At 68.2% G+C, this 25,571-nt stretch carries 18 protein-coding genes; 8 read left to right on the top strand and 10 right to left on the bottom strand.

Annotation, left to right across the window (positions count from 1 at the left end; translation table 11 throughout):
* Window positions 1-16: 16 nt before the first annotated feature.
* The 3 genes from JOF29_RS13375 (at window position 17) to JOF29_RS13365 (ending at window position 3,615) form a co-directional block, all read left to right on the top strand.
* On the top strand, window positions 17-1,312 hold the full coding sequence (locus JOF29_RS13375) for a family 4 glycosyl hydrolase (protein WP_209694519.1): 1,296 nt from the start codon (window positions 17-19) through the stop codon (window positions 1,310-1,312).
* On the top strand, window positions 1,309-2,301 hold the full coding sequence (locus JOF29_RS13370) for a BadF/BadG/BcrA/BcrD ATPase family protein (RefSeq protein ID WP_209694518.1): 993 nt from the start codon (window positions 1,309-1,311) through the stop codon (window positions 2,299-2,301). The genes JOF29_RS13375 and JOF29_RS13370 overlap by 4 nt, the downstream gene beginning before the upstream one ends.
* A gap of 579 nt (window positions 2,302-2,880) precedes the next feature.
* On the top strand, window positions 2,881-3,615 hold the full coding sequence (locus JOF29_RS13365; protein ID WP_209694517.1) for a helix-turn-helix domain-containing protein: 735 nt from the start codon (window positions 2,881-2,883) through the stop codon (window positions 3,613-3,615).
* Window positions 3,616-3,627: 12 nt separating this feature from the next.
* Here the strand turns inward: JOF29_RS13365 and JOF29_RS13360 are convergent, their stop codons facing one another.
* The 5 genes from JOF29_RS13360 to ngcE are packed head-to-tail and all read right to left on the bottom strand — an operon-like array spanning window position 3,628 to window position 11,727.
* Window positions 3,628-5,928, bottom strand: a complete 2,301-nt coding sequence (locus tag JOF29_RS13360) for a DUF4838 domain-containing protein (RefSeq protein ID WP_209694516.1) — start codon at window positions 5,926-5,928, stop codon at window positions 3,628-3,630.
* A gap of 34 nt (window positions 5,929-5,962) precedes the next feature.
* Entirely contained in the window at window positions 5,963-8,569 is a 2,607-nt protein-coding gene (locus tag JOF29_RS13355; protein WP_209694515.1) for a DUF8189 domain-containing protein, read from the bottom strand.
* Window positions 8,566-9,393 carry a carbohydrate ABC transporter permease gene (locus JOF29_RS13350; RefSeq protein ID WP_209694514.1) on the bottom strand — a complete coding sequence of 276 codons (828 nt, stop codon included), beginning with the start codon at window positions 9,391-9,393 and terminating at the stop codon, window positions 8,566-8,568. The genes JOF29_RS13355 and JOF29_RS13350 overlap by 4 nt, the downstream gene beginning before the upstream one ends.
* Entirely contained in the window at window positions 9,390-10,346 is a 957-nt protein-coding gene (locus JOF29_RS13345; protein ID WP_209694513.1) for a carbohydrate ABC transporter permease, read from the bottom strand. The genes JOF29_RS13350 and JOF29_RS13345 overlap by 4 nt, the downstream gene beginning before the upstream one ends.
* Window positions 10,324-11,727: an N-acetylglucosamine/diacetylchitobiose ABC transporter substrate-binding protein gene (gene ngcE, locus JOF29_RS13340; protein WP_209694512.1), complete on the bottom strand. Its 1,404-nt coding sequence runs from the start codon at window positions 11,725-11,727 to the stop codon at window positions 10,324-10,326. Before ngcE ends, JOF29_RS13345 begins: the two co-directional genes overlap by 23 nt.
* A gap of 218 nt (window positions 11,728-11,945) precedes the next feature.
* Here ngcE and JOF29_RS13335 point away from each other — a divergent pair, with 218 nt between their 5' ends.
* Window positions 11,946-12,818, top strand: a complete 873-nt coding sequence (locus tag JOF29_RS13335) for a MurR/RpiR family transcriptional regulator (protein ID WP_209694511.1) — start codon at window positions 11,946-11,948, stop codon at window positions 12,816-12,818.
* Here the strand turns inward: JOF29_RS13335 and JOF29_RS13330 are convergent.
* Both JOF29_RS13330 and JOF29_RS13325 read right to left on the bottom strand, forming a co-directional pair.
* Complete coding sequence (locus JOF29_RS13330; protein WP_209694510.1) at window positions 12,815-14,188, bottom strand: rhamnulokinase; 1,374 nt, start codon at window positions 14,186-14,188, stop codon at window positions 12,815-12,817. The two genes, JOF29_RS13335 and JOF29_RS13330, sit on opposite strands and share 4 nt — an antisense overlap.
* Window positions 14,185-16,347: a family 78 glycoside hydrolase catalytic domain gene (locus JOF29_RS13325; protein ID WP_209694509.1), complete on the bottom strand. Its 2,163-nt coding sequence runs from the start codon at window positions 16,345-16,347 to the stop codon at window positions 14,185-14,187. The genes JOF29_RS13330 and JOF29_RS13325 overlap by 4 nt, the downstream gene beginning before the upstream one ends.
* 67 nt (window positions 16,348-16,414) lie before the next feature.
* On the opposite strand from JOF29_RS13325, the gene JOF29_RS13320 reads away from it, so the two are divergent.
* The 4 genes from JOF29_RS13320 (at window position 16,415) to JOF29_RS13310 (ending at window position 20,859) form a co-directional block, all read left to right on the top strand.
* On the top strand, window positions 16,415-17,584 hold the full coding sequence (locus JOF29_RS13320) for an SGNH/GDSL hydrolase family protein (RefSeq protein WP_209694508.1): 1,170 nt from the start codon (window positions 16,415-16,417) through the stop codon (window positions 17,582-17,584).
* 94 nt (window positions 17,585-17,678) lie between these two features.
* Entirely contained in the window at window positions 17,679-19,061 is a 1,383-nt protein-coding gene (locus tag JOF29_RS42980) for an ABC transporter substrate-binding protein (protein WP_245357569.1), read from the top strand.
* Complete coding sequence (locus JOF29_RS13315; RefSeq protein ID WP_307863305.1) at window positions 19,058-19,984, top strand: carbohydrate ABC transporter permease; 927 nt, start codon at window positions 19,058-19,060, stop codon at window positions 19,982-19,984. Before JOF29_RS42980 ends, JOF29_RS13315 begins: the two co-directional genes overlap by 4 nt.
* Window positions 19,981-20,859 carry a carbohydrate ABC transporter permease gene (locus JOF29_RS13310; RefSeq protein WP_209694507.1) on the top strand — a complete coding sequence of 293 codons (879 nt, stop codon included), beginning with the start codon at window positions 19,981-19,983 and terminating at the stop codon, window positions 20,857-20,859. Before JOF29_RS13315 ends, JOF29_RS13310 begins: the two co-directional genes overlap by 4 nt.
* A gap of 38 nt (window positions 20,860-20,897) precedes the next feature.
* Here the strand turns inward: JOF29_RS13310 and rhaI are convergent, their stop codons facing one another.
* The 3 genes from rhaI to JOF29_RS13295 all read right to left on the bottom strand — a co-directional run bounded on the left by rhaI (window position 20,898) and on the right by JOF29_RS13295 (window position 25,550).
* Window positions 20,898-22,073, bottom strand: coding sequence for an L-rhamnose isomerase (gene rhaI, locus JOF29_RS13305; RefSeq protein ID WP_209694506.1), 1,176 nt, complete (start codon window positions 22,071-22,073; stop codon window positions 20,898-20,900).
* Between the two features lie 115 nt (window positions 22,074-22,188).
* Complete coding sequence (locus JOF29_RS13300) at window positions 22,189-23,193, bottom strand: LacI family DNA-binding transcriptional regulator (protein WP_209694505.1); 1,005 nt, start codon at window positions 23,191-23,193, stop codon at window positions 22,189-22,191.
* 68 nt (window positions 23,194-23,261) lie between these two features.
* The gene (locus JOF29_RS13295) at window positions 23,262-25,550 is read right to left on the bottom strand and encodes a DUF4838 domain-containing protein (RefSeq protein ID WP_209694504.1); all 2,289 of its coding nucleotides are present in this window, start codon (window positions 25,548-25,550) and stop codon (window positions 23,262-23,264) included.
* Window positions 25,551-25,571 lie beyond the last annotated feature (21 nt).

Genomic DNA, 25,571 nt, shown 5'->3' with positions numbered 1-25,571 from the left:
AGGCACACTGTTTCTCATGGCACGCATCAAGCTCGCATACCTCGGCGGCGGCTCCTCCCGGGCCGCCGGCACGATGGCATCGCTGCTCTGGCACGGCGCGGAGTTCGCGGGCTCCGAGATCGTCCTGATCGATCTGGATCCCGACCACCTGGAGATCGTCCGGTCGATCACCGAACGGATGATCAAGGCCCAGGGCCTCGACCTCACCGTCACCGCCACCACCGACCGTCGCGCCGGACTGACCGACGTGGACGCCGTACTCTCCAGCTTCCGGCCCGGCGGCTTCGGCGCTCGCGCATTGGACGAGCGCATCCCGATCAAGCACGGCATCATCGGGCAGGAGACCCAAGGCCCCGGCGGCTTCTTCATGTCGCTGCGCTCGGTCAACGTCCTCAAGGGCGTCGTCGAGGACCTGAACGAGGTCGCCCCGAACGCGAAGATCTTCAACTACACCAACCCGGTCAACATCGTCTCCCAGGCCGTCACGCAGTACAGCGACGTACCCATCGTGTCGATGTGCGAAGGACCGATCGTCTTCCCGCCAGTCGTGATCAAGGCAGCCGGTCTCGACCCGGAGCGCGCCGAGGTGACGATGGCCGGGGTCAACCACAACTGCTGGAGTACCGAGGCCCTGTACGACGGCAAGGACATCATGCCGCTCCTCGAGAAGGCATGGGAGGAGCGCAAGGACCAACTCGACCCGAACTCCCGCCGCGCGCTGCAGCTCGCGGTGACGATGGGTTCGATCCCGTCCGACTACTTCAACTACTACTACTTCCGCGAGGAACTCCTTCGCGAGCAGCAGGGCGCGGCCAAGACCCGGTCCGAGATCATCATGGACTCCGTCCCCGGCTACTGGGACCACTACCGTGAACAGTCGACCGCAGACACACCTGAGCTCGACCCGAAGCGCTCGCGCGGCGGCATCCACGAGCTGGAGCTCGCGATCGACGTGATGAGTGCCCACTACAACGACACCGGCGCCCGGTTACCGGTCAACCTGCCGAATGCCGGTGGAGCGCTCGCCGGGTTCGACGAGAGCACCGTCGTCGAGGTCTGGTGCACCGTCGACAAGAACGGCTTCCACATCGAGCCACAGAAGGAACTGCCGCACTCGGTGCTCGGCATCACCCAGCAGCTCGCCGAGTTCCAGATCCTGGCCGCGAAGACCGGCTGGGCCGGCACTCGCAAGGACGGCATCCAGGCCCTGCTCGCCAACCCACTCGTCAACAACCTCAAGGTCGCCGAAGAGCTGTACGACGAGATGGCCGCCGCGCACGCCGCCTACCTCCCGGAGCGACTCCTGCCGTGACCGACCTCTTCCTCGGCGTCGACGCCGGAAACACCAAAACCATCGCTGCCGTCGCCGACCGGCACGGAAACGTCGTCGGCTGGGCACGCGGCGGGCTCGGCGACATCTACGGCGTCGACGACCCTGGAGAGGCAGTAGCCGCGGTACTGCGGCTCGTCGACGAGGCAGTCGGCTCCGCACAGGACGCAGTACCCGGTGGACGCCTTGCATCGGCAGCGTTCTGCCTGGCGGGCGTGGATTGGCCAGAAGACACCGCGCTCTGGACCGAGGTGCTCACGGGCCACCTCGGTCCGGACGTGCGCCTCTCGGTCAAGAACGACGGGTTCGCCCTGCTCCGCTGCGGGGACCCGGACGGAGTCGGAGTCGCCGTCTCGCTCGGCACCGGTGCCGCGATCGCCGGCCGAGGTCCGACCGGTACCGAGTTCGCCTTCTCGTTCTGGCTCCAGCACCCCCTCGGCGCAGCCGGCCTGGTCGACGATGCACTGCACGCGATCTTCCGCGCGCACACGGGCCTGACATCCGGTACCTCGTTGTCACAGGCGATCCCGGAGTACTACGAGGCGGCTTCGGTCGAGGACCTGCTGCACCGATTCACCCGCCGCGAAAGTGCCGAAGGCTCTCACCACGACAAGGCGAAGGCGGCCCGCGTTGTGTTGCGCGAAGCAGAACGCGGTGATCTCGTTGCCGTCGGCATCGTCGACCAGCACGCCGAGCGAATCGCCGCGTACGTCGAAGCCTGCGCCAACCAGGTAGCCCTCGACGAACCATTCGCCCTCACCCTCGGCGGCTCGGTCGCCGCCGACATAACCCTCCGCAAAGCCATCCTCCGAGAGCTCAGCCGCCAACTCCCCCACGTCGACGTCGCGGCCCAACCCGCCGAGCCGATCCTCGGCACCATCCTCGACGCCCTCGCCGAAGGTGGTGTCCCGCCCACCCCCGCCGTACGAGCCACCGTCCTCGATTCGCCGTCAGAGACTCTCAGTCGATGACATGTGCATGAACTGTCGCTGTGCCGCTGCATCCACCGAATCGTCGAGCGAGCCGCTGAGGGGCATCCCGCCACGATCATCCATCTGCAGGTCGCACCCGCAAAGGCCTGGCCCACAGGGTGAACTGGCTCAATCAGCGGACGATTCTCGCTGTGCGGGCGTTGCAGCCCGTCCTTGGAGCTCGACAACGCGGCGGTCGGCGCTGAAAGTTCGACTGCCTGCATGCGCGGGAAGAAGCGCGAGACATCAGCCAGGAAGGCGTCTGCTGCCCGCTCTCCTGCCTCCCTGTCCGCTAGAAGGACGATCGCTGTGTCGGTGGCGGCGTACCGCGCCAGGATGCGTGCCTGCTCGGCCGACAGCAGAGAGTCGCACAGCGGGATGCCGGCCCATCGTCCGACCGCGAGCCGGCCGATGCGGTCTGAGGCGTCATCGTGTGGAGGCTCCTGTCAGCTACGGATTCAATGTTTCTAGAACACCGGCCCGCGAGCCCGGCCGTAGACCTGACCACTCAGAGTGCAGCCGGCTTGCACAACCTGCAAACATGGGTCACGCTCGAACTCCCGCCGCAGTGGGATCGACGTGACCGTTGAGCATTTCTCCGCCTGGACCACGATGTCGTCCGTCGCGCAGGCAGCGGACGGCGGCGACTTCGGCGCCGTGCTGCGCACCGCCCATGTGGCCGCTGGGCTGACTGTGAAAGACGCGGCCCGCCTGGCAGGGATCTCCGCCTCGACGCTGAGCCGGATGGAGACGAAGCCTGGCCGGGTGTGGGACGTGCGAGACCTTCGCCTGCATGACGACGGGATGGCCTGGGCCACCGCGGATCGCGCGATCCAAGCCGCCCGAGCCGGCGACGACCGTCTCACGATTGCCGAGGCCCGGCGGTGGGCGGCCATCGTGATGCGGCGAACCCACCACCGCGACGGCGCGCAGCGGCTCATGCTCGACGCAGCGAACCAACTGCAGGCCGATACCGGCCTGGCCGACTCCGGCACCGCCGCCACCTACGGGCAACTACTTGCCACAGCCTCGTACACAGCCGCGCTACGCGATAACCGCGACAGCGCCTGGACGCTGCTCGGCGAGGCCGAGAACGCCGCACGTCGGACACGACTCACCAAGAACGACCGCTTCAACACACTCGAGCTTGCTGTCTACAAAATCAGCGTTTCGCGTTGCTCTCCAGCGGGTCTTCCTGCCGGGTCCGCCGCACCAGAGCGGCCACTGGCGCCAATACCTGAGCATTGTCGGCATCGCGTTCGATGCCTCCGGCACCTCATGCCGCCCGTCGGCGGGGCGGGCGGCGCGAGGTAGGTGGTCCGGCTGCTAGGCGCGGACGGCGATCAGCCGGTCGACGTACAGGTACTGGACGTCCGCGTTGTCGACCGGCGCGATCCAGAACCAGTGCAGCGCGTTCGGATCTGTGTCCCGCGTGTACGTACCGGGGATCGCGAGCTCATGGTACTGGCCGTCGCGCATCGACTCGACGGTCGGGAAGACCACGTTCCCGAACGGCGGCCAGACGCCCGCGGCGAGAGCCTGGTTCACGCCGGCCGCGGACGTAGCCGGGATCCGCGCCGCGACGTACAGCTTCCAGGTTCCCTCCGCCGGGAGCTTGTCGAGCGGGAACATGACCGCCCAGTCGGTGTTGCCGGTGGCAATCATCCGCGCGGTGCCGTGGTCGGAGGCGAGGTCGTCCGGGACGATCGCGGCGGTCTTGGTCGAGATCGTGAAGTCGTAGTCCTGGATCTCGAACCAGTCCCCCGCCGGCAGCCCCTGCGCGACCTGCGGTACCGGTGCCGGCACCCGCTCGACCACCGTGGTCGCCCGGTCGATCATCTGCTGCAGCGTACCGCCGGTCTCGGTGTACTGCGTCAGCCCGGACTGGATGATCTCGGTCCGGAACCGGGCCAGCCGGCGCTTGGTGTCGGGGTCCCAGCTGATCCCGTGCGCCTTGGCGTACCGGCCGAACTCGTCCCGCCGGACCAGGAGCTGGAAGTCGACCCCGAGCCGTACGCCGGCCAGGTGCGCGGACAGCACCCGGTCGTCCTGGACCAGCGCCTGAGCCTTGTCCAGCAGTACGTCGGCAGCAGTCAGCGAGTCGAAATTCAGGTACGGCGCGTTCTCCGGCACGAAGCAGGTGAGCCGGGTGTTGGTGGACGCGACCGCACCGACCATCAGCTTCATGTAGTCGTACAGCGGCGCCGCGGCGGGACCGTAGTACCCGTGGAGGAATTCGCGGATCAGCGCGTCCGGATCCTCCGCCGGGTTCCACATCAGCCGGGACAGCACCCAGAGCCGGAGATGGGCGAACTCGGCGCCACGGCCGTTCCACGCACCTTCGCCGAAGTACCCCTGGATCGACGGGATCCTGGCGAACTCGGGGAACGACTCGCACATCGCCCACCAGTTCGGGAACGGCTGCGGGTAGGCGTGGAAGTCGGTGAGGTAGTCCCAGATCACGATGTTCTTCGCGAGCCGGCCCCAGTCGCGGATCCCGGCGTCGACGTCGGCGTTGCCCGGGCCCATCAGCGACTTGCCGAAGTCGGCCAGGATCGGGGCGACCGTCATCACCACCGCGTCGTGCACCTTCATCCCGGTCGGCGGCGTGAAGCTCCACGTGTACGCCTCGGTCTCGAGCATCGCGTTCGGGATCTGCTTGGTCACCCGGGCGGCGATGTCGTTCAGCATGTCGACCAGCGGTGCCGAGTACGCGCCGCCGTGCAGGTCGATGAACGCCTTGCTGGCCGGATCCGGGCTCCACGGCTGGTCGTTCTGTGCGAACGAGGCGGTCGGCGCCTCCCCTGCGTCGATGCGCTGCTGGATCTTGACGATCAGCCGTTCCGCGGCCGTCGCCCGGGTGGTCGCGTCCATCATCTTGATCTGCCCGCCGTCCGCCCACTGCGACTCGGGAAGGATCGTCTTGAAGTAGTCGTCCTTGTCCTCCGGCCAGTACCGCGACCAGGTGTCAATCCCAGGCGTCCGCGGCAATGTCTCGAACTCGTCCTGGCCGCGCAGCCCGTTCAGCAGGTTGTGCTGCCGGTACGCCGCGTCCTTGCCGTCGGCCGAGGCCACCTCGCGGAACGGGAACCGCGGAACCTGATCGCCGTTCAGCGCGCCTGCCGCCAGCGCCAGCGTCGGCGACTTCGGGATGCTGGTGAAGTCCGGCGACCACCAGCGGACCCCGCACAACCGGTCGAGCACCCAGTAGACGCCGTACAGCGTGCCGCGTGGGATCGGCCCGGTGAGATAGATGGTCTGCCCAACGGTCCGGAGCGCGAACCCGTCGTCGCCGAGCGCCCGGTAGTCGAGCCGCAACCGGGCAGTCAGCGGATTCTCGCGTCCGAGCACGATCAGCCGACCGCTGCCACCCGGAGGCTGTGCGCCGACCACGATCGGCAGGTTCACTCCGGTGATCGCGCCGATCGTCTCGGACAGCTCCCGCGCGGCCTGCCGGGTCACCGGCCCTTCGTCCGGCCCGTGGTAGATCTTGTACTTCGGTGCCCCCTTGTGCACCAGCTCCAACGTAGGCGCAGCCGCCTGCGCGGTCCTCGGCACCATCGTCGCGGCCGTCGCGATTCCTCCAACGGCCAGCACGGTCCGGCGTGACACGTTCGACGTACTCATCACAAATCCTTCCTGATCGGGCGGAAACAGACGTTCACGAGGCCATCACGATCCAGCGCCACCAATGGTTGGTGCCATCGGCGTTGGCGCCTTGCCAGCCGTGTACGAGGTAGCGGTACGGCGTCACTGCGAGGTAGTCGACGAGTCCCGAGGAACTGCGCACCGCCGGGAGGGAGCTGAGTCCGGAGAACACGAGCTCGGCGTTCGCCCAGCCGCCCGCGGGGACGGACTGGCGACGGAACCAGAGATTGCCGTCGGTGGTGGTGACGAACAGCGTGAGCCGGCCGGCGCTGTCCAGCGTGACCGTCGGGTCTGAGGCGACGCCGGTGAGCAAGACGACTTCACCGGGGTACCAACCGCCGCCGGCAAGGCTCTGCCAGCGATGGGCCAGACCGCCGTCGGTCTTCCGGACGAACAAGGTCAGCTTGCGCTCGGAGTCCAGGCTCACCGCCGGGTCCCCGGCCGCCCCGTTGACCAGCACGGCCTGCGTCGGGTCCCAGCCACCACCGGCAACCGCCTGCCAGCGATGAACGATGTCCCCGTTCGTGGCCCGGACGAACAGCGTGAGCTTGCCGTTGGCATCCAACGCCGGGACCGGCTGCCCGGCGGCACCGGTGACGAGCTCGGCCGTGATCGGGTCCCACGGTCCGCCCGCCGCGCTCTGCCACCCGTGCCGGACAGTCGCTCCCGTCGTACGCGCGAACCACGTGAGCTTCTTGTTGGCGTCGGCGATCAGCACCGGGTCACCCACGAGCCCGGTGGTCAGGCGTTCAGGTGCGAGGTCCTCACGGCCGCTCCACAGCTCACCGTTCGACAGCCGGGCGGCGTACACGACCCGTCCGAGCGAGTCGAGCGCCAGCGCGGGATCGCCGGCCACACCGGTCAATGCATACGCCAACCGCCAGCCTGTCGGCTGCAGCGAGCCGTACAGGAGCCGGCCGTCGGCCGCGCGGATCGCGAAGTACGGCGTGCTCCCGGCCATCACGGTCACCGGGTCGCCACTCACCCCGGTGGCGATCGTTGTCGTGCGCAACATCCCGTCCACGGCGTACGCACCGAACTGCAGCTCGCCGGCCGTCGTACGGACCAGGAACCGGCCGTCGGGGAGCCACGCCGCCTTGCCGGTCGCGACACCTGCGGTTGGTACGACGCCCACGGCGACCGAGGGGTCGATCGCGGCGAAGTTGGCGTACGTCCCCGGGTTCGGCGAGGCCCACGTCTTCTGGGCCAAGGCCCGCAGCGGCATCCGGAGCCGGTCGAGGAGTTGCTCGTTGGTCTCGAGGGCGGCCTGCGGTCCCTGGGCACCGAGCCAGACCGCGATCATCCCGCCGGACACGTTGGTCGCGGGGACCGTGTAGCCCGGGAACTGGGTCGGCACGAACAGGTCGTACACCTTCTGCGGATCGACCGACCGAACCGCCATGTCGTAGTACAGCAGGTCCTCGCGGACGTTCAGCAGCTTGTTCGTCGCCGTGATGTCCGTCGGGGTGAGCCCCGCCGCGCGGGCAGGCTGGTACCAGAACTCGACCTGGATGTCGGAGTGCAGCGCGATCAGCGGGCTCCTCTCGATCGTGTCGTTCCAGACGCGCATCTTCTTGCCGCGGGCCTCGATCTGGTCGTCGAGCCAGTTCAGGTACCAGATGTAGCCGTCGCGCGCGGTCGCCGTCGGGCCGACCTTCTGCTTGGCGAACGTGTCGAGCTGCGGGTACTTCGACCACTGCCCGTCCGTCCATCCCGGATACGCGATGAACTCGTCACCGCTGACGTGGAAGTAGTCGCTGCCGGAGCGGGCGACGTACTGGTCCAAGAGCTGCTGCACCACGTTCGGCGCGGTGAAGTCCAGCTTGGAGTAGTCCAGCGATCGCCCTGTCGCCGGGCGTGCGCCGGTCGAGTCGAACAGCTCGAGCGTCGGATGCGCGTCCAGGATCGGGTCGGCGTGACCGGACAACGCCAGCGTCGGCGTGAACCGCACGTGGTACTTCGCGGCGAACGTCGTGATGTCGGTGATCTCGGCCGACGTCAGGCCGTACCCGCCGAGCAGCAGGCTCTGGAGCATGTCGAGCTTCGTGTACGACAGCTCCCGGATCAGGTTGTGCCACCACTGCGACGAGAACGTCCGCGGCACCGAGTCGATCCGGATCCCGCGTTCGGGGTATGCCGGCCAGTCCACCGCGATGCCTCCGGCAACGGTCGGCGAATGCCGGAGCAGCTGCAGCAGGGAGCGCGTCCCGTTGAACACGCCGTCGGCCGTCGTACCCGAGATCGCGACGAACCCGCCCGACTCCAGCTGATAGCCCTCGTTGTTGTGCACGGCAACAGCCGGGTCGAGGGTGAGGTAGATGTCACCCGGGTTCGCCGCAGACCGTACGCCGGTCACAACCGGCGGCATCGTACCGGTGGCGAGCCCGAGATCCGCGGCGAAGGTGTGCGCATCGGCGAACAACGGCATACCGGAGCCGGCGTTGACCACGATCCGCGAGGAGGCGGTGAACGTGGTGGCGACAGGCCCGGGCGACCACTGTTGCAGGGCGGGGACGGTCTGCGGCGGACCGGCCTGGGTCGTCGCCGTTGACGGGGTGGCGATCAGGAACGGCAGGAGGATCGCGAGGACGACCACGATTCCCTTGGGCGGATGCTTCATCTCAGACCTCCGGCGGTCAGTCCGGCCTGGATCGTGCGATGGGAGAAGATGTAGACGGCGAGAACGGGGACGACGGCGATGGTCAGGCCGGCGAACAATGCGCTCCAGTCGCTCTGGTAGCCCTGGTTCACCGCGAGCGCTGCCAGGCCCTGGGACAGCACGAACTGCTTCTCGTCGGGCATCAGCACGATCGGCAGCAGGTACTGGTTCCAGAGGCCGAGGAAGTTGAAGATCGCGACACTGACCAGTCCAGGCCGGGCCAGCGGGACCATGATCCGGACGAAGATGCCGATTTCGCCGGCGCCGTCGATCCGGGCGGCCTCGGCGTACTCGTGCGGCAGGTCGGCGAAGAACGGCGTCAGGAAGAAGATCGTGAACGGCAGCGCGTACGCCGCATAGATCAGGATCAGCCCGTACAGGGTCCCGACCAGGTGCAGGTTCGAGGCGACCAGGAACAGCGGCACCAGGGCGAGGAAGATCGGAAACGTCATGCTCGCCGCGAACCCGTAGTACACGATCTTCCGGCCCCGGAACTCGAACCGGCCGAGGATGTACGCCGCCATCGCGCCGAGGGTCATCGTGAGGACCAGCGCGCCGCAGACAACGATGACGGTGTTCATCGTGTAGCGGCCGATGCTCGCCTGCGACCAGGCCCGGCCGAAGTTGTCCCAGTGCAACTGGCTGGGCAGCGAGAACGGGTCGTCGATGATCTCCTTGTCGTTCTTGAACGCGCTGAGTGCCATCCAGAGCAGCGGCAGCCCGACAACGGTCGCCCAGGCCAGCAGCGGAATGTGGATCCCAGAACGCCTCACTGTGCGCTTCATCGGCCGACCTCACGCCGCCTGGACTGCAGGATCACCGCGAGCGTGAGCGTCATGAACAGCATCACCACACCCATCGCGCAGGCATAGCCGAACTGCCCGTCCGCGAACGCCCGCCGGTACAACGTCAGTCCGACCACCTCGGTCGCGTTGTCCGGCCCGCCCGGCCCGACCGTCATCAGCTGGACGATCGCGAACCCGTCCAAGGCGCCGATCGACACGTAGATCAGCCCGACCCGGACGGTGTCGCGCAACAACGGCAGCGTGACCTGGAAGAACGTCCGCCAACGCCCAGCCCCGTCGAGCGCGACAGCCTCGTAGATCTCCTGTGGGATCGCGCCCATCGCCGCGCTGAACAGCACCACGTAGAACCCGACCGAACTCCAGACCCCCACCGCCAATACGGCGGCGAGCGCGGTGTCCGGGCTCCCGAGCCAGGCGTGATGCGTGCCGAGCAACCCGTTCAGGAGCCCGGACCGCGGTGTGTAGACGAACTGCCAGAGCACCCCGATCACCGCGACCGGCAGCACCTGGGGGAAGAAGTACACGATCTTGTACGCCGAACTCCCCCGGACGCCGCGGCCCGCGCGGTCGATGTTGAGCATCGAGGCGAAGAACAGCCCGAGCCCGATCGTCAGCACCGGAAGGACGGCGAGCATCACCAGGTTGTGCTTCAGCCCGGTCCAGAACAGGTCGTCGTGGGCGACCCGGGTGTAGTTCTCGAAGCCGACGAAGTTCAGCCGGCGGGCGAAGCCGGTCCAGTCGGTCAGCGAGATGTAGATCGCCTGGACATAGGGCGAAAGCACGAACACGGCGTACAGGATGATCGGCAGCGTCAGGAAGCCGACGATCAGGCCGCGATGCCGTGGCAGGCTACCGGACCGGCCCCTGGACCGGCCCCTGGCCCGGCGGCCGGCCCGGCTCAGGGATCGGCTAGCGGTGGTACTTGACGACATTGGAGTCCTTGGCGATCTTGTCGGCGGCGGCCTGGGTCCGCTTCATGAACTCGGCGGCGTCGACCCGGCCGGTCAGCAGCTCCCCCATCGCGGACGAGCCCGCGGCATACAGGTCGCCGTACCAGCCGCCGAAACGGAAGCTGATCGTGTTCGCCCCGGCCGCCTCGACCGCCTTGCGGGCCGAGGTCAGCGCCGGGCTGTTCGTCACATTCGCGCCCGCGCCTTTCACCGTGGTCATCGAGCCGGTCAGCTCCGAGAACTTCGACGCCGCCGACCTGCTGAGCAGCAGCCGCAGGAATTCCAGGCCGCCCGCGGTGTTCTTCGCGTCCTTCGGGACTATGAAGCCCTCCGACGAGGAGGCGCTGATCGCGGTTGCCGGCAGCTTGTCCTGCGCGGTCACCGCCGGCGTCGGGCCGACGGCCATCCGGAAGCCCTTCGGCGTCGTCGACTTCATCTCGTTCTCGAGCCACGACCCGCACGGGATCAGGGCCGCCTTGCCGTCGACCCAGGCCTGCTGCGCCTCCGTGTGCGACAACCCCTCCGATCCTTGCAGGATGTAGCCGTTCTTCACCAGCTTCTCGATCGCACCGACCGCGTCCGCCACCGGCTGCGACTGCCAGGCGCCCGGCTCGAGGTTGTCGACGGCGGCCAGCGTCTCCGCGCCGCCGGTCTTGGCCATCATCTGCATCAGCGGCTCGAGGAAGTAGCCGGGGAACTTGCCCTGGTACGTGAACGGCGCGATGCCGGACGCCTTGATCTTCGCGCAGAGCGCGACCAGCTCGTCCCACGTCTTCGGGTACACCCAGCCGTTCTTCTCGAACAGGTCCTGGTTGTACCAGAAGCCGGTGACTGTGTACGCATAGTTGACCGAGGCAACGGTGTCGCCGAGCGTCCCGGACTCGACCACGCCCGGCAGCAAGGTGTCGCGGACCCGCACCTTTGGATCGTCGACCGATGGCGCATCGAGGAGGGCCTTCAAGTCCAGCAGCTGACCGCCCTTCTGCAGCGTGACGGCATTCAGCGCAGCAGCACCGCTGTTGTCGATCACGTCCGGCGGCGTACCCGAGACGAACCGGGGCTGCAACGTCTCCTGCAGCTTCTGCAGACCGGAGTGCTTCACCTGCGCACCGGGGAAGGCCTGCTTGTAGGTTTCCTCGACCTGCTTGGCGTAGTCGTCGCCGAAGCCGCCCTTGAAGATCACCACGTCCAGCCGGTCGGACGTCTTCACCCCGAACGGGTTCTTCGGATCGTCACCGGCGACGGCAGGGGCGGCCTTCGACCCCGAATCCCGGCCGCCGGACGGGACGGCGCAACCGGTGAGCAACAGGCCGGTACCACCGGCAAGACCGAGGAGCAGAGTACGACGATCGATCGGGGACATCACGTTTCTCCTTGTAGTGGGACAGATCAGGCGATGCGGCGCCCCGTTGTCGAGTACGACGTCCGCGATCTCGGCCGGCCGCCGGCCATGCGCGGCTTCACCTCCTGTCGATGTTGAGACAGAATCATTCATCTCAGGGGGTGAGTGTCAAGACCATGAGCGAAAATTTTCACTCACTGCGCTTGACGGACCGTCTCATCGGGCGCCACGATGACGACGTGAGCGTTCTGTCCCAGCTGGCCACCACCGCCGACGACCTCCCCGAGGGGATGCGCCGGATCGCGTCGTACATCGTGTCCGACCCGTCCGCCGCGGTCGGCTCGACGATCAACGAACTGGCCGATCTCAGCCACACGTCCCCGGCGACCGTGAACCGGTTCTGCCGCCGCCTCGGCTACACCGGGTACGCGGAACTGAAGGTCGCGATCGCGACCGACAACGGCCGCGCCGAACAGGCCAACTGGCAACAGGCGATCGGCTCCGAGGTCCAGCCCGGCGACTCCCTCGAACGCACCGCGGCCGTCATCGCCGGCGGCGACATGCTCGCTATCCAGCAGACCGTCGACCAACTCGACCTCAAGGCGATCGCCGCGGTCGTCGATGCGCTCACGGCAGCCCGGCGCATCCACCTGTACGGCGTCTCCGGCAGCTCCCTCGCCGCCGCCGAGATGCGGCACCGCCTGAACGTCATCGGCATGCCCGCCTGGTCGTGGTCCGACGTCCACGACGGCCTCGGCGCCGCCGCCTCCCTGGAACCGGGCGACGTCCTGGTCGCCTTCTCACACAGCGGCCGCACCCACGAGGCCGTCCAGGTTCTGCGAACCGCCGCGGCCGTCGGAGCCGTCACGGTCGCCATCACCAACTCCACCGACAGCCCCCTGGCCGGCGCCGCCGACCACTGCCTCCTCACCGCCGTCAACGAAGGCTCCCTGTTCCGCTCCCAAGCCCTCGCCGCCAGTCACTCCCAACTCTTCCTGGTCGACCTGATCTTCGTTGCCGTAGCCAACCAGAACTTCGACCGCTCGCTGGCCACCTTCGAGAAGGTCGCCCAAGCCGTCCAGCCGCACCTTGTGGATCACCGGCGCCGCTAACCCCACCCTGCCTCACTTGTGTGTACAGATTCGATGCCGAGCGAAGCCCCGGCCCCGTGAGCCCGGGCCTGGACGAGGATGTTGCCCAGGGCGGTTGCCTCGACCGGGCCGGCCACGACCGGAAGGCCGGACAGCTGGCCGGTCAGCCGGCACAGGAGGTCGTTCCGCGATCCGCCGCCGACAATGTGGATCGTCCGTGGCTGAGCGCCGGTCAGTCGGGCCAGCTCACGTGTGGTTGCCGCATAGGTGGCTGCGAGCGAGTCAAGGATGCAGCGGACCGTCCCGGCGGGTCCGTCCGGCGGTCGCCGACCGGTCGCCCGGACCAACGCGTCGATCCGCTCCGGCATCGCTCCCGGCGGGATCAGTTCGTTGCTGCCGACATCGATGATCGGCCCGCCGGCCGGCAACTCCCCCGCCGCGGTCAGCAGGGCCTGCGGATCGGGGTGCTGCCAACTGGCGAGTGACTGTTGCAACAACCACAGCCCGGCGAGGTTGCGGAGGAACAAGGTCCGGCCGTCCACCCCGATCTCATTGCTGACCCCGGCTCGCCTCGACGCCTCGGTGACAACCGGTCCGGGAAGTTCGAGGCCGACCAACGACCAGGTCCCACTCGAGACGAACACAACCGGCCCCGCCTCCACCGCAATTCCGGCAACCGCCGACGCGGTGTCGTGCGAACCGACCGTGGTCACCACGACATCCGGACGGAGCCCGGTGGCCCGAGCCACCTCGGGTCGAAGGCACCCGAGCACCTCCCCCGCCTGCCGCAGCGGCGGAAACATCTCCGGTCGGACGCCGATCGCCTCCAGCACCACCGATGACCAGTCGCGCGTCCGTACGTCGAGCAGTCCGGTCGTGGACGCCATCGTCAATTCGGTCCCCAGCACGCCTGTCAGCCGATACCCCAGCAAATCAGGCAGCAGCACGATCCGCGCCGCGTTGCGCCGGTCATCGGCGGCCAGCTGGTACACGGTGTTGAACGGCATCGGCTGCAACCCGTTCACGTCGTACAACCTCGCGACCCCACCGACCCGGTCGTGGACTGCATCGACAACTCCGGCTGCCCGGCGGTCCCGGTACGACACCGGATCAGCCAGCAGTACGCCGGAATCGTCCAGCAGGCCGTAATCCACACCCCAGGTGTCGATGCCGATCGACTCGACCTCCGGGTACCTCCGCGCAAGCTCTCGTAGCCCGGCGAACATCTCCGCGATGAGCTCCGCGTACGGCCACCGCAAGCGACCGTCACGCAACTCCACCCTGTTACCGAACCGATGAACCGTCCGCAGCGTCACCTCGCCGCCGTCGACCAGCCCAGCGATCACCCGGCCGCCGGACGCACCCAGGTCGATCGCGCCGAAGACCCTCATCCCGCTGCCGTCCGGAATCGGTGCTCGCCACTCCCGACCTCGTACGACGTCCCGTCCGGCAACTCGACCACCGCCTCGGTCTGCCCCGGTACGGCGACGTCGAGCGTGAACTGGCCGTCCGAGATCACCCACTCACTGCGGAGCTCGCCGTACCCGGTCCGGTACGACGCGGCCGCGGACGTCAGCGCACCACAAGGTCGCGGCCGGATCACGACCTGCCGGAACCCGGCATCGCCGGCGGCCTGCCGCAGCCCGGCCACGTGAGCGAAGAACCAGTCGTCGATCGCCCCGTTCATGAAGTGGTTCTGGCTGAAGCCGAACGTCGGGCCGTCCCACGTCTCGGTCAGCGACGTCGCCCCATGCCGCAGCATGTATCCGTATCCGGGCTGCTCGTCGACCTGCGTCAGCTGGTACAGCGTCTCGTGCCGGTCGTAGCTCGCCAGCACCTCGACCAGGGCCGCCATCGCGATCTCGCCCACGTCCAGGTAGTAGCCGTCGGCAATGATCCGGCGCTCCAGCCGATCGACCGCAGCCCGCTCCTCCGCGGCGGTGAGCACGCCCGAGTGAATCGCGACCGCGAGCTCCGCCACGGACTCGCTCCCCACCTCACCCGTCGGCGTCACGAAGCGCTGCCGCACATCGCCGACGACCGCGGCGCGTACGTCGTACCAGCGCCCGCCGTCGAGCCCGAGCACCCGCGCGGTGTCCGCAAGTACACCCAGCGCCCGGGCGAGCGTCGACGTTGCGACGAACGGCACGTACCGGAAGTGGCGGCCGTTCCAGTCCCCCAGTCCGTAGGTGACCAGCCCGTCCTCCCGTGCTGCCAGGAGGTGTTCGACGTACCTGACGGCGGTGTCGTGGTTGGCAGTCAGTAGCTCGAGGTCGCCGTACGTGCGGTACAGCTGCCAGGGCAGGAAGACGATCGCGAGGCCGAAGTTGACGTCGCCGCGCCAAGGGTCGGGGAACGGGTCCCACTCCGGCACGTACAGCGCCAGGTGGCCGCTCGGCTCCTGCGCTTCGCGGACGATCCGCAGCGTGTTCGCCAGGAGACTGCGTACGTCGTAGTTCCAGCGCAGGATCGGGTAGACCAGGTGCAGCTGCTCCAGGTACCCGAGCTTCTCGCGCTGCGGGCAGTCGGTGAACATCGAGTACATGTTCGACGTGATCGCGCGGCGGATGATCCGGTGCAGCTCGGTGACGTTCGCGTCGGACGAGGTGAACGTGCCGGCCGGATCGGCGGCGGCGGCGAGCACCAGGCCGCGGGCCGCGGGCGCGTCGGGCAGACCCGTGATCTCCAGGTAGCGCAGGCCGTTGTAGCAGAACCTTGGGTGCCAGGTCCGCGGAGTGTCGGCCGTTGCCACGGTGTGGAAGACGGGTCCCCAGCCCTGCGTCACGGGGTTGATCTCGCCCGAGGGTTCGAGCAGCTCGGCAGGGCGCAGGCGGACTTGTGCATTCGGTGGCAGGTCGAGTTCGACCCAGCCGGCGAAGTTCACTCCGAAGTCGACGACATGGACGCCGGGGCGCACCGTGGTCACGGATTGGGCGGAGAGGCGTTGGACCTCGCGGATCGGTGGGATGGTCTTGGCGGACAGCCTGAGTTCCGCGGGCACCTTCGCGGGTACCGCGGTCGGCCAGGACGCGATCGCCTGCAGGTCCGGCTCGTGGTGAGCGTCGTAGTCCTCGCCGCCGACCCAGTTGGCCGTCCGCGCCGGGCCGGTCGTGGCATGCCAGCGTCCGAGGCCGTTGGGTCCGGCGTCGTCGGTCCAATCGAGCGTCGCGCAGGCGGCGAGGTCGCCGTACGCCGTCTCGATCTTGGTCCACCGGTCCTCGGTCTTGCGGGATCGGTAGCAGCCGGGGCCGAGTTCGATCGTGATCACGTTCGGCCCGCGGACGAGCCGGCTGGTGACGTCGTACGTGCAGAACTCGGCACGGATCGCGTAGTCGGTGTAGCCCGGTTCGAGCGGGTCGCTGACGATCTCGCCGTTGATCGCGGCGACGAACACGCCGAGGCCGGCGACCCGCAGGGTGGCGTCCCGGGCCTGTCCGGTCACCTCGATCACGGTGCCGAGCACCGGCAGTGGGCCGTCGGGGTCCTGTTGCCAGGCCGCGCTGGTCATCCAGCCGGTACGCCGGTCCGGCGCGTTGGCGTCGTCGTCCATGGCGTCGAAGTCTAGGCACAATTGGAGCGATTCAACTAGCCTTCGAACACCAACGGAAGGAGTTCGGATGGTCGAGACGGATCGACTGTGGTCGATGGTGGCAGCCGCCGGCGGGATCGCGCCGGCCGAGCGGCGGGTTGTCGTGGACGAGCCGGTCGAGCTGCCGGACGGCGAGCCGGATCGCTGGCAGCACGGCTACAAACTGCGCGGCGTGATGACCGACTGCCGCGGGATCGACGACACGGCCGCACCCGGCGCGCTGCGACCGGGCACGCTGCGGCTGCGCGACGCCGACGGCCCGCTCGCGGACGGCATCGACTACCTCGTCGACGAACACTGGGCGGCGCTCACCCGGAAACGCCCACTGCGGAGCGCCGTTGCCGAGTACGAGTACTCGCTGCTGCGCGTCGACGTCCTGCTCGCCGACGGGCGGATCCTCCGGGGCCAGAGCCACCTGAGCAATCCGCAGCCCCCAGGCATCCCGGACGACAGCGAGACCCTGGCCACGATCTTCGTGCCGTACGCCGGCGACGAGCCGGTCCTGATTCCGGTGACGAACGTCCCACGTACGCCGCTCTCGGCGCCGCAGTCCGACTGCCTGCCCGCGGTCCGGAAGGCGATCGGTGAGGGGCGCCCGGTGCGCATCACCTGCTGGGGCGACAGCGTCACAGCCGGCGGATCGGCGTCGAGCAAGCGGACGGCGTACCCCTCGCAACTGCTCGACCTCCTGCACACCGCGGGCATCGCGGCCGAGGTCCGAACGGTCGCGATCGGCGGCAGCCAATCGCAGGAGTGGCTGTCCGACGGCGGTTCGCCGAACGGCGCCGATTGGCGGAAAGTCGCCGCCACGGAGCCCGACCTGATCACGCTCGAGTTCGTCAACGACGCCGAGCTCGACCCGTCCAGGTGGCCGTCGCTGTACGGCGAGATCCTCGCCCGGTGCCGCGCGGCCGGCGCCGACCTGCTGCTGCTCGAACCACATTTCACCCGCCCGGACTGGATGCACATCGACCGCATCGACGCCGCCGACCCCCGCCCGTACGTCGCCTTCCTGCGCGCTTTCGCCGCCCGGGAGTCCGTCGCGCTCGCCGCCGTCTCCGACCGCTGGCACCGCCTGTACGCGGAGGGCGTCGCCTACCCCACGCTGCTCCGCAACGGCATCAACCATCCCGACGACCGCGGGCACCGCATCTACGCCGAAGAAGCCGCCGCCGTACTCGGCGTACAACCCAGCTGACCCCGACCGGTCCCGGTCAGAGCCGTTGTCCCGGCCGGACGGCCGTGCTATACCTCTCCGAATTGGAGCGGTTCAATTCCCGAGGGAGCCCCGAATGACTGTGCTGCGAAAGATGGCCGTCGCGGCCGCGCTCACCGCCGTACTCACGGCCGGCGCCGGCTGCGGGAAGAGCGGTGACAACAGCTCGGCCACGACCACGGACGGGAAAGTGAAGATCTCCGTCAACGGCCTGCCCGGGAACGACAACCCGGCCGGCCGCAAGGAGTTCCTGGCCCAGGTCGCCGCCTTCGAGGCGAAGAACCCGAACATCGACCTCCAGCCGGTCGAGTGGACCTGGGACGCCCGGACGTTCACCGCCCAGCTCGCCGGTGGCGACCTGCCGACCACCTTCCAGGCGCCGTTCACCGAGTCCGGCGGTCTGATCGCGAGGCACCAGATCAAGGACCTGACCAAGTGGGTCGAGGCGAGCCCGAAGCTGAAGTCGATCCTGCCGACGATGCTCGACGCGGTGAAGAGCACCGACGGCCACTACTACGCGATCCCGACGTTCGCCACCCAGAACGGCATCCTGATCCACCGCGGCCTGTTCACGAAGGCCGGCCTGAACCCGGACCAGCCGTTCACCTCCTGGGACGAGCTGGCTCAGGCGGCCCAGAAGATCACGCAGGCGACCGGCAAGGCGGGATACTGCCAGCTCACCAAGCAGAACCAGGGCGGCTGGATCCTCACCTCGATCATCGCTGCCATGGGCAACGAACTGGAGACCCGGGACGGCGACAAGTTCACCGCGAACATCGACAGCGCCGGCGCACACTCCGCACTGGAGTTCCTCCGCAAGGTGCGCTGGGACTACAACGCGGCAGGTTCCAACTTCCTGATCGACTTCACCGCGCTGGCGCCGGAGTTCGCCGCCGGCCGCTGCGGGATCATGGTCGGCCCGGACGGCTGGCTCGGCGAGTTCGTCACGAAGAACAAGATGAACCCGAAGGACTTCGGGATGTTCCCGCTGCCGCAGACCGCGAACGGCCTCGGCGGGCTCGGCGGCGGCACACTCTCGGTGCTCCGGGCGGACGCCACCGATGCTCAGGTGGACGCGGCCGTCAAGTGGCTCGAGTTCCGGTTCCTCGACCAGTACTACGATGCCAAGACCGCGGCCGACCTCGCCAAGGCGCAGGCCACCGACGGCAACCCGGTCCCGGGAACGTTCTACGCGATCGTCAACCAGCAGGCATACCAGCCGTACCTCGAGGCGATCAAGCCGTACATCAACGTCCCGGTCGCCAACGTGAAGACGTACGTCGATGCCTCCCAGAAGCTGCCGGTCGTCTCCGAGCCGCCGGTCGAGGCGCAGCAGATCTACGCACTGCTCGACACCGTGATCCAGGCGGTGCTGACCCGCAAGGACGCCGACATCGACGCCCTGCTGAAACAGGCCCAGCAACAAGCCACCACGATCCTCGCCACGGCGCAACGGTGAGCCGTACCGAAAACCGCTCGAGCGGGCTGCGCCACCAGGCGCCGCCCGCTCCGGCGCGACCACGCCGGATACGTGTCGACGCGTTGATCTTCGGATTGCCGACAATCCTGGTGTTTGCACTCTTCTCCTGGTGGCCGCTGCTGCGCGGCCTCGCGCTGAGCTTCCAGCACACCAACTTCCTGCAGACCACCTGGGTCGGCCTGGAGAACTTCAACCGGGTGCTGTCCGACCCGCTACTCGGCCAGGCCGTCACGAACACGGCGTACTTCGCCCTCCTGGCGGCCCTCTTTGGCTTCCCGGTCCCGCTGCTGGCGGCGACCCTGATCGCGGAGATGCGCCATTCCCGCCAGCTCGCGACGGTGCTCGTGTTCATCCCGGTCATCCTGCCGCCAGTGGTCGGCATCCTGCTCTGGCGCGAGTTCTACGACCCGGGCAAGGACGGGCTGTTCAACTCACTGCTCGGGGTCGCCGGCATCGGCCCGGTCGCTTGGCTTCAGGACTCGATCACCGCGATGCCGTCGCTGGTTCTGATGGCCACCTGGTCCGCGTTCGGCCAAGGCACGGTCATCTTCGTCGCCGCCCTGATGTCGATCCGCAGCGAGCTGTACGAGGCCGCGGAGATCGACGGCGCATCTCTACTCCGGCGCTTCTGGCACATCACGCTGCCGCAACTGCGCACCGTCGTACTGGTCCTGCTGCTGCTCCAGATCATCGGCACGCTGCAGGTCTTCACCGAACCCTTCCTGCTCACCGGCGGCGGCCCGGAGAACAAGACCATGACCGTGCTGCTCCTGATCTACAACTACGCCTTCGTGTACGGCGACTTCGGCGCCGCCACCGCGTTGAGCCTGCTGCTCGCCGTCGTGCTCGCGGCGGTGTCTGCCGGCTACCTGTTCGCGACCCGGAAATGGAGCCGGACATGAGCAGTCGGGACGCCGAGGAACGCAGCATCGTCTCCGCGGCCGACCTCCGCCGGACCCCGGTCAGGATCGGTCTCGCCGTGTCGATCCTGGCCGGGCTGGTGCTGGCGGCGATCGCCGGACTCGGACCACTGCTCTGGCTGGCGAAAGCTGCCGTGTCGACCACCGAGGACACCGTCACCCGGCCGCTCGCGCTGTGGCCGTCCGGGGTGCAGTGGCACAACGTCGCCGATGCCTGGACCAGCATCGGCATCGGACGCTCCACCCTCAACACGATCCTGATCGCGGCCGGGACGATGGTCACCTCGATCATCGTCTCCACCACAGGCGGCTACGTACTCGCCGTACTGCGGCCGCGGTGGGCGCCTGTCCTGCAAGGGCTGATCCTCGCGACGCTGTTCGTGCCCGGGACGATCACGCTCGTCCCGCTCTACCTCACGGTCAAGCAGCTCGGGTTCACCGGCAACTATCTCGGGGTCTGGCTGCCCGCGGCGGCGAGCGCGTTCAACGTGCTGATCGTGAAGCAGTTCTTCGACCGGATCCCGGCCGAGTTGTACGAAGCGGCCCGGATCGACGGTGCCGGGTCGTTCGGCGTGTTCATCTGGATCCTGCTGCCGATGGCCCGGCCGATCCTCGGAGTCGTCCTGATGCTGACGTTCATCGCATCCTGGAAGGACTTCCTCTGGCCGCTGCTGGTGCTCACCAAGCCGGAGACGCAACCGCTCAGCGTGGCGTTGTTCAAGATCTCGCTGACCGCCGAGAAGTCCTTGCTGCTGGCCGGAATGTTCTGCACGGTGGTCATCCCGCTGGTGCTGTTCCTGATCTTCCAGCGCCAGTTCCTCCGCAGCGCCGGCGCCGCCGGCGCGGTCAAGGGCTGACAGGGCCGGCGGCACCCAGGTGCCGCCGGCAACTACCGTCACCACCCAGCAGGGGCGCCGATCCGCTCCGCCGCCAGCCTCTCCGGCAGCCCCGAGTCCAGGTAGGCCCGCAGCGGGTCGGCCGGCCCACCGAGCAACTCCCGCGCCTGCCACAGGAACGGCCGTACGTCGGTCTGGAACGCACTGTCCACCAGCGTGTTCGCCCCGACCACGTCGCCCGTGTCCTGAGCCTTCCGTAGTTCGTCCCGATCGATCAGCAACGACTTCGCGTAGGCGATCTGACAGGCCTCGATACTGCGCAACATCGCCGGCAGCTTTTCCTCCACCATCGCGCACTGGTCGATCTTGAACAGCACATCGGCCGCCCCGGCCGCGATCCCCGGATCCGGATCGGCCAGCGCGTGGGTGATCTCGGCCATGATCAGGAACAGCTCGTACGGGTTCGTGGACCCGACCATCAGGTCGTCGTCGGCGTACCGCTTGCCGTTCAGGTCGAAGCCGCCGAGGCGCCGCTGCCCGAGCAGCGTGGCGACGATGTGCTCGATGTTCACGCCCAGAGCGTGGTGGCCGAGGTCGACGAGCACGTTCGCCCGGTCCCCCAGCTCCTGGCACAGCAACAGCGACTGGCCCCAGTCGGAGATGTCGGTGTGGTAGAACGCCGGCTCGAAGAGCTTGTACTCCAGGATCATCGACATGTCCGGGTCGAGCGCGTCGTACACCTGCTGCAGCGAATCCTGCAGCCAGGCGCGACGCCGGCGGAAGTCGCCCTGGCCCGGGTAGTTGGTGCCGTCGGCAACCCACATCGACAGCTGCTTGGAGCCGGTGGTGCGCATGATGCCGACACACTCGACCGACGTCGCGACGGCCTTCGCGCGGATCGCCGGATCGGGGTTGGTGAACGAACCGTGGTGGTAGTCGTCGTCCTGGAAGATGTTCGGGCTGATCGACCCGATCCGGACGCCCTGCTCCTCGGCGTACCGGCGGAGTTCGGCGTAGTCGGTGCGGTCCCACGGGATGTGCAGCGCGACCGTCGGCGTCACGCCGGTCAGCCGGTGGACGAGCGCGGCGTCGTCGACTTTCTCGTGCACGGTCCGCGGCGTACCGGGCGTGTTGAACACCTTGAACCGGGTGCCGGTGCTCACGTATCCCCAGCTCTGGGTCTCGATCGTGAAGCCGGCGATGCGTTCGACGAGCTCGTTCGGGCTGGCCGTCATGATCCCCACTCCTCCTGGTCGCTGCGCGCCGGGAGCGGCGCGCGTGGCGGCTCAATTGAACCGCTCCAATTCTATGCCGTACGGGGCCGCTGTGGGTTTGGCCGGTTCCGGTCGTTCAGGGAGTGGTCGAGCCGCGCACGACGAGCTCGGGCGCGAACCGGCGGGCCTCGTGGACGTGGCCGGTGTCGGTCACCTCGCTGAGCAGCAGCTCGAACGCGGTCCGCCCCATCTCGGCCATCGGCTGCCGGACGGTTGTCAGCGGGATGGCGAGGTACTGCGCGAGGTCGATGTCGTCGTACCCGCAGATCGCGACCTGGCCGGGCACGTCGATGCCCAGCTCCTGCAGGCCGAACATCAGGCCCATCGCGATCAGGTCGTTGCCGCAGAGCACCGCCAGCGGGCTCGAGAGGTCGCCCTTCGCGATGGTCGCCGCGACCTCCCGCCCGCTGGCAACATCGTCCGCGGCGACCAGGATCTCCTGGACGTGCACGCCTCGGCCGCGGCTGTCCCCCGCGAGGGTCTGCCGCAGGCCGGCCAGCCGGTCGCCGTGCTGGGTGGTGCGCGCGGGCCGGCCTGCGAAGGCCATCTGCCGGTACCCGCAGTCCAGGAAATGCGTACCGACCAGCCGGCCACCGTCGACATCGTCCACAGACACAGAGCACTCCTCGGGACCGCCGGGCGTGTCCAGCAACACCACCCGGGTGCCGATCCCGCGCAGGCTCGCTACGGACGTGGCGCGCATCGCCGTAGTTGTCAGTAGGACGCCTTGCGCGCGCTGCCGCATCAGCAGCCGCAGCGCGTTGTCCTCCCGCCCGGGCTCGGCACCGGTGCTGGTCAGTGTCACCACGTAGTCGCGCTCCAGTGCGATGTCCTCGACCGCCCGGGCCATCTCACCGAAGAACGGGTTGCTGGCGTCGTGGACGACCATCCCGACGAACCGGCCCATCCCGCCGGCCAGCACCCGTGCAGACTCGTTCGGAACGTACCCGAGCATGTCCATCGCGTTCTGCACCCGCAACCGGGTGGCCTCGGCAACGATCTCCGGGCGGTTGATCACGTTGCTCACGGTGGACCGGGCGACGCCGGCCAGCCGGGCGACGTCCTCGATGTTCGCTATCACACTGGACCCATCTGTCGGACCGATGCGGGTGAGCATCGTCTGGAGCGCGTCAATTGTACCGACCGGGCTCAGACTTTGATGGCGAACACCCGGTCGATCCACAGCGCCGGCACCTTCGACAGGTTCTGCAGGTAGAGCACGTGCTGCGAGTCCCGGCTGTACGTCCCGGGCAGCTCGATCTCGTGGTACCCGCCGCCTGCCAAGTCACCCGCGGACTTCACCACGTTGTTCCCGAACGGCGGATACACGCCGATGTCCGCGACCGGCGTACCGGCCGCCAAGGTCCCGGCGTCTGCGCGGACCGAGACGAACAGCCGCCAGTTCCCGTCGCCCAACTGGTCGAGCCAGAACTGCACGCCCCACTGCGAGTCGTTCGGATCCATCCGAAGCGCGCGATGGTTGGACGCCTTCAGATCGGTCGCGAGGCTCGTCATCCACGGCGCCGCGATCAGGATCCGGCTCTCCTGGAAGTCGGCCCACTGGTCCGCCGGCAGACCCGCGACCGCGGCCGGCGGCGTGATGTCGCCCGGCGGCACCGGGTTCACGTCGTACTCGTCGACAATCTTCCCGACATCACCACCGCCCTCGGCGTACCGGCTCATTCCCGTCAGTTGCAGGGCCCGCTTCGCGCGCGCCTTCCGGTTGACGAGGTCCAGGTCCCAGGTCTGGCCGGCTTTCGCCAGATCTTCGAGGTACGACGGTGCGCGCATGAAGATCACGTAGTCCAGTTGGAACCGGGCGACCGCGAGCCGGTCGAGCAGTTCCTGATTCCCCTGCACCGCGGCGGCCGCCTTGGCGAAATGCCCGTCGGCGGCCCGCACCACGTCGAGCGCGTAGATCCGGGACATGTACTGCGACCCCTCGGACAGCGGACCGTTCGCCTCCTTCGAGTCCCACAACGTCTGCAGGTACGCTTCGACGTGCTCGGCCGCGGCACCGTAGTACCCGTCGAGGTATTCGCGGACGGTACGCCGTACGTCCAACGACGGGTCCCAGGCGAGCCTCGACAGCACCCACGTCCGCATCGAGGCCATGTCGCCGCCGCGGGTGTTCCAGACGCCCTGGATGAAGAGGCCCTGCACCTGCGGCAGCTTCGCCACCTGGCGGAGCGACTCGAACCCGTCGTACCACTGCGGGAACGGCATCAGGTAGCTGGAGAACATCGTCTGGTAATCCCAGAGCACGACGTTCCTGGCGATCATGGTCCAGCCGAGCAGGTAGGTCCGCTGGTCCGCGTTCGCGTCGTCCATGATCGGCTTGCCGCGGTTGGCGTAGATCGGACAGAACGTGATCACCACGTTGTCCTCGACCGTCATCTGCGTGGGCGGCTGGATCGACCACTGGTACGCCTCGGTCTCCAGCCGCGCAGCCGGGATCACCTTGCGGACCCGGCGGGCCAGGTCGTTGACGAAGTCGAGCATCGCCGCGCAGCCCGCGCCACCGTGCGCGTCGATGAACGCCTTGCTGGCCGGGTCCGGGTGCCACGGGTTCGCGTCCCACTGGATGATCCCGAGGGAGGCGTTCTCACCGCGGGCGATCCGCTCGTTGATCAGCCGGATCACGGTCGCCGTCGCCTGGCTGCGCGCGTCCGGGTTCATGAACTGGATGTTGCCGTCCTGGATCAGTGTCTTGTCCGTCACCAGGTCGCGGAAGAACGCCGGCCGGTCCTCGGGCCAGTAGCCGGACCACACGTTCAGGTCGGCCGGCTGCGGCAGGTCGTACATGTCCCGACGGCCGTTCAGCCGCAGGTGGTGCCGGTTCTCGGCGCTGAACGCCTCGCCGTAATGGAGCTGCCGGAACCGGAACCGCGGCACGTAGTCGCGGTTCAGCGGATCGGTGTCGAGGTCGATCGTGCTCGTCGACGGCACGGTCTCGGTGTTCTCGGCGTACCAGTGCACCCCGAGCTGGGTCTCGGCGAACCAGTAGGCACCATGCAGGGTGCCGAGCGGGCCCGGGCCGGTGATCAGGACGTCCTTGCCGCGGACCCGGACGGCGAACCCGTCGTCGCCCAGCCTGCCGCGGTCGATCCGGCCGAACTTGTCGACAAGAGGATTGTCGACACCGACCACGATCAGGTCGTGGTACCCGGACCGGACGGTGTGCTCGTCGACCAACGGGATCGCCGCACCGGTAACCCGGTTCAGATAGTCGACCAGCTCCCGGGCGGCCCGCCGTACCATCGGCGCATCCTTGCTTCCGGCAAGTACGGCGTACGTCGAACGCCCGCGGTGCGCGAGGTGCAAGTGGTCCCGGCCGGCGTGCGCGAGCCCGGCGGGGAGGACGCCGGCGAACGCGGCGGCCATACCGCCGACCGCCCCGGTGCGCAGGACGGTACGGCGGGAGACGTGTTCGGACATGCGAGGGCTCCTGTCTCGTTG

This window comes from Kribbella aluminosa, assembly GCF_017876295.1.
GTDB classification, from domain to species: Bacteria; Actinomycetota; Actinomycetes; order Propionibacteriales; family Kribbellaceae; genus Kribbella; species Kribbella aluminosa.
The sequence above is the reverse complement of the archived record's forward strand: the minus strand, read 5'-3'. Positions and strand labels throughout refer to the sequence as shown.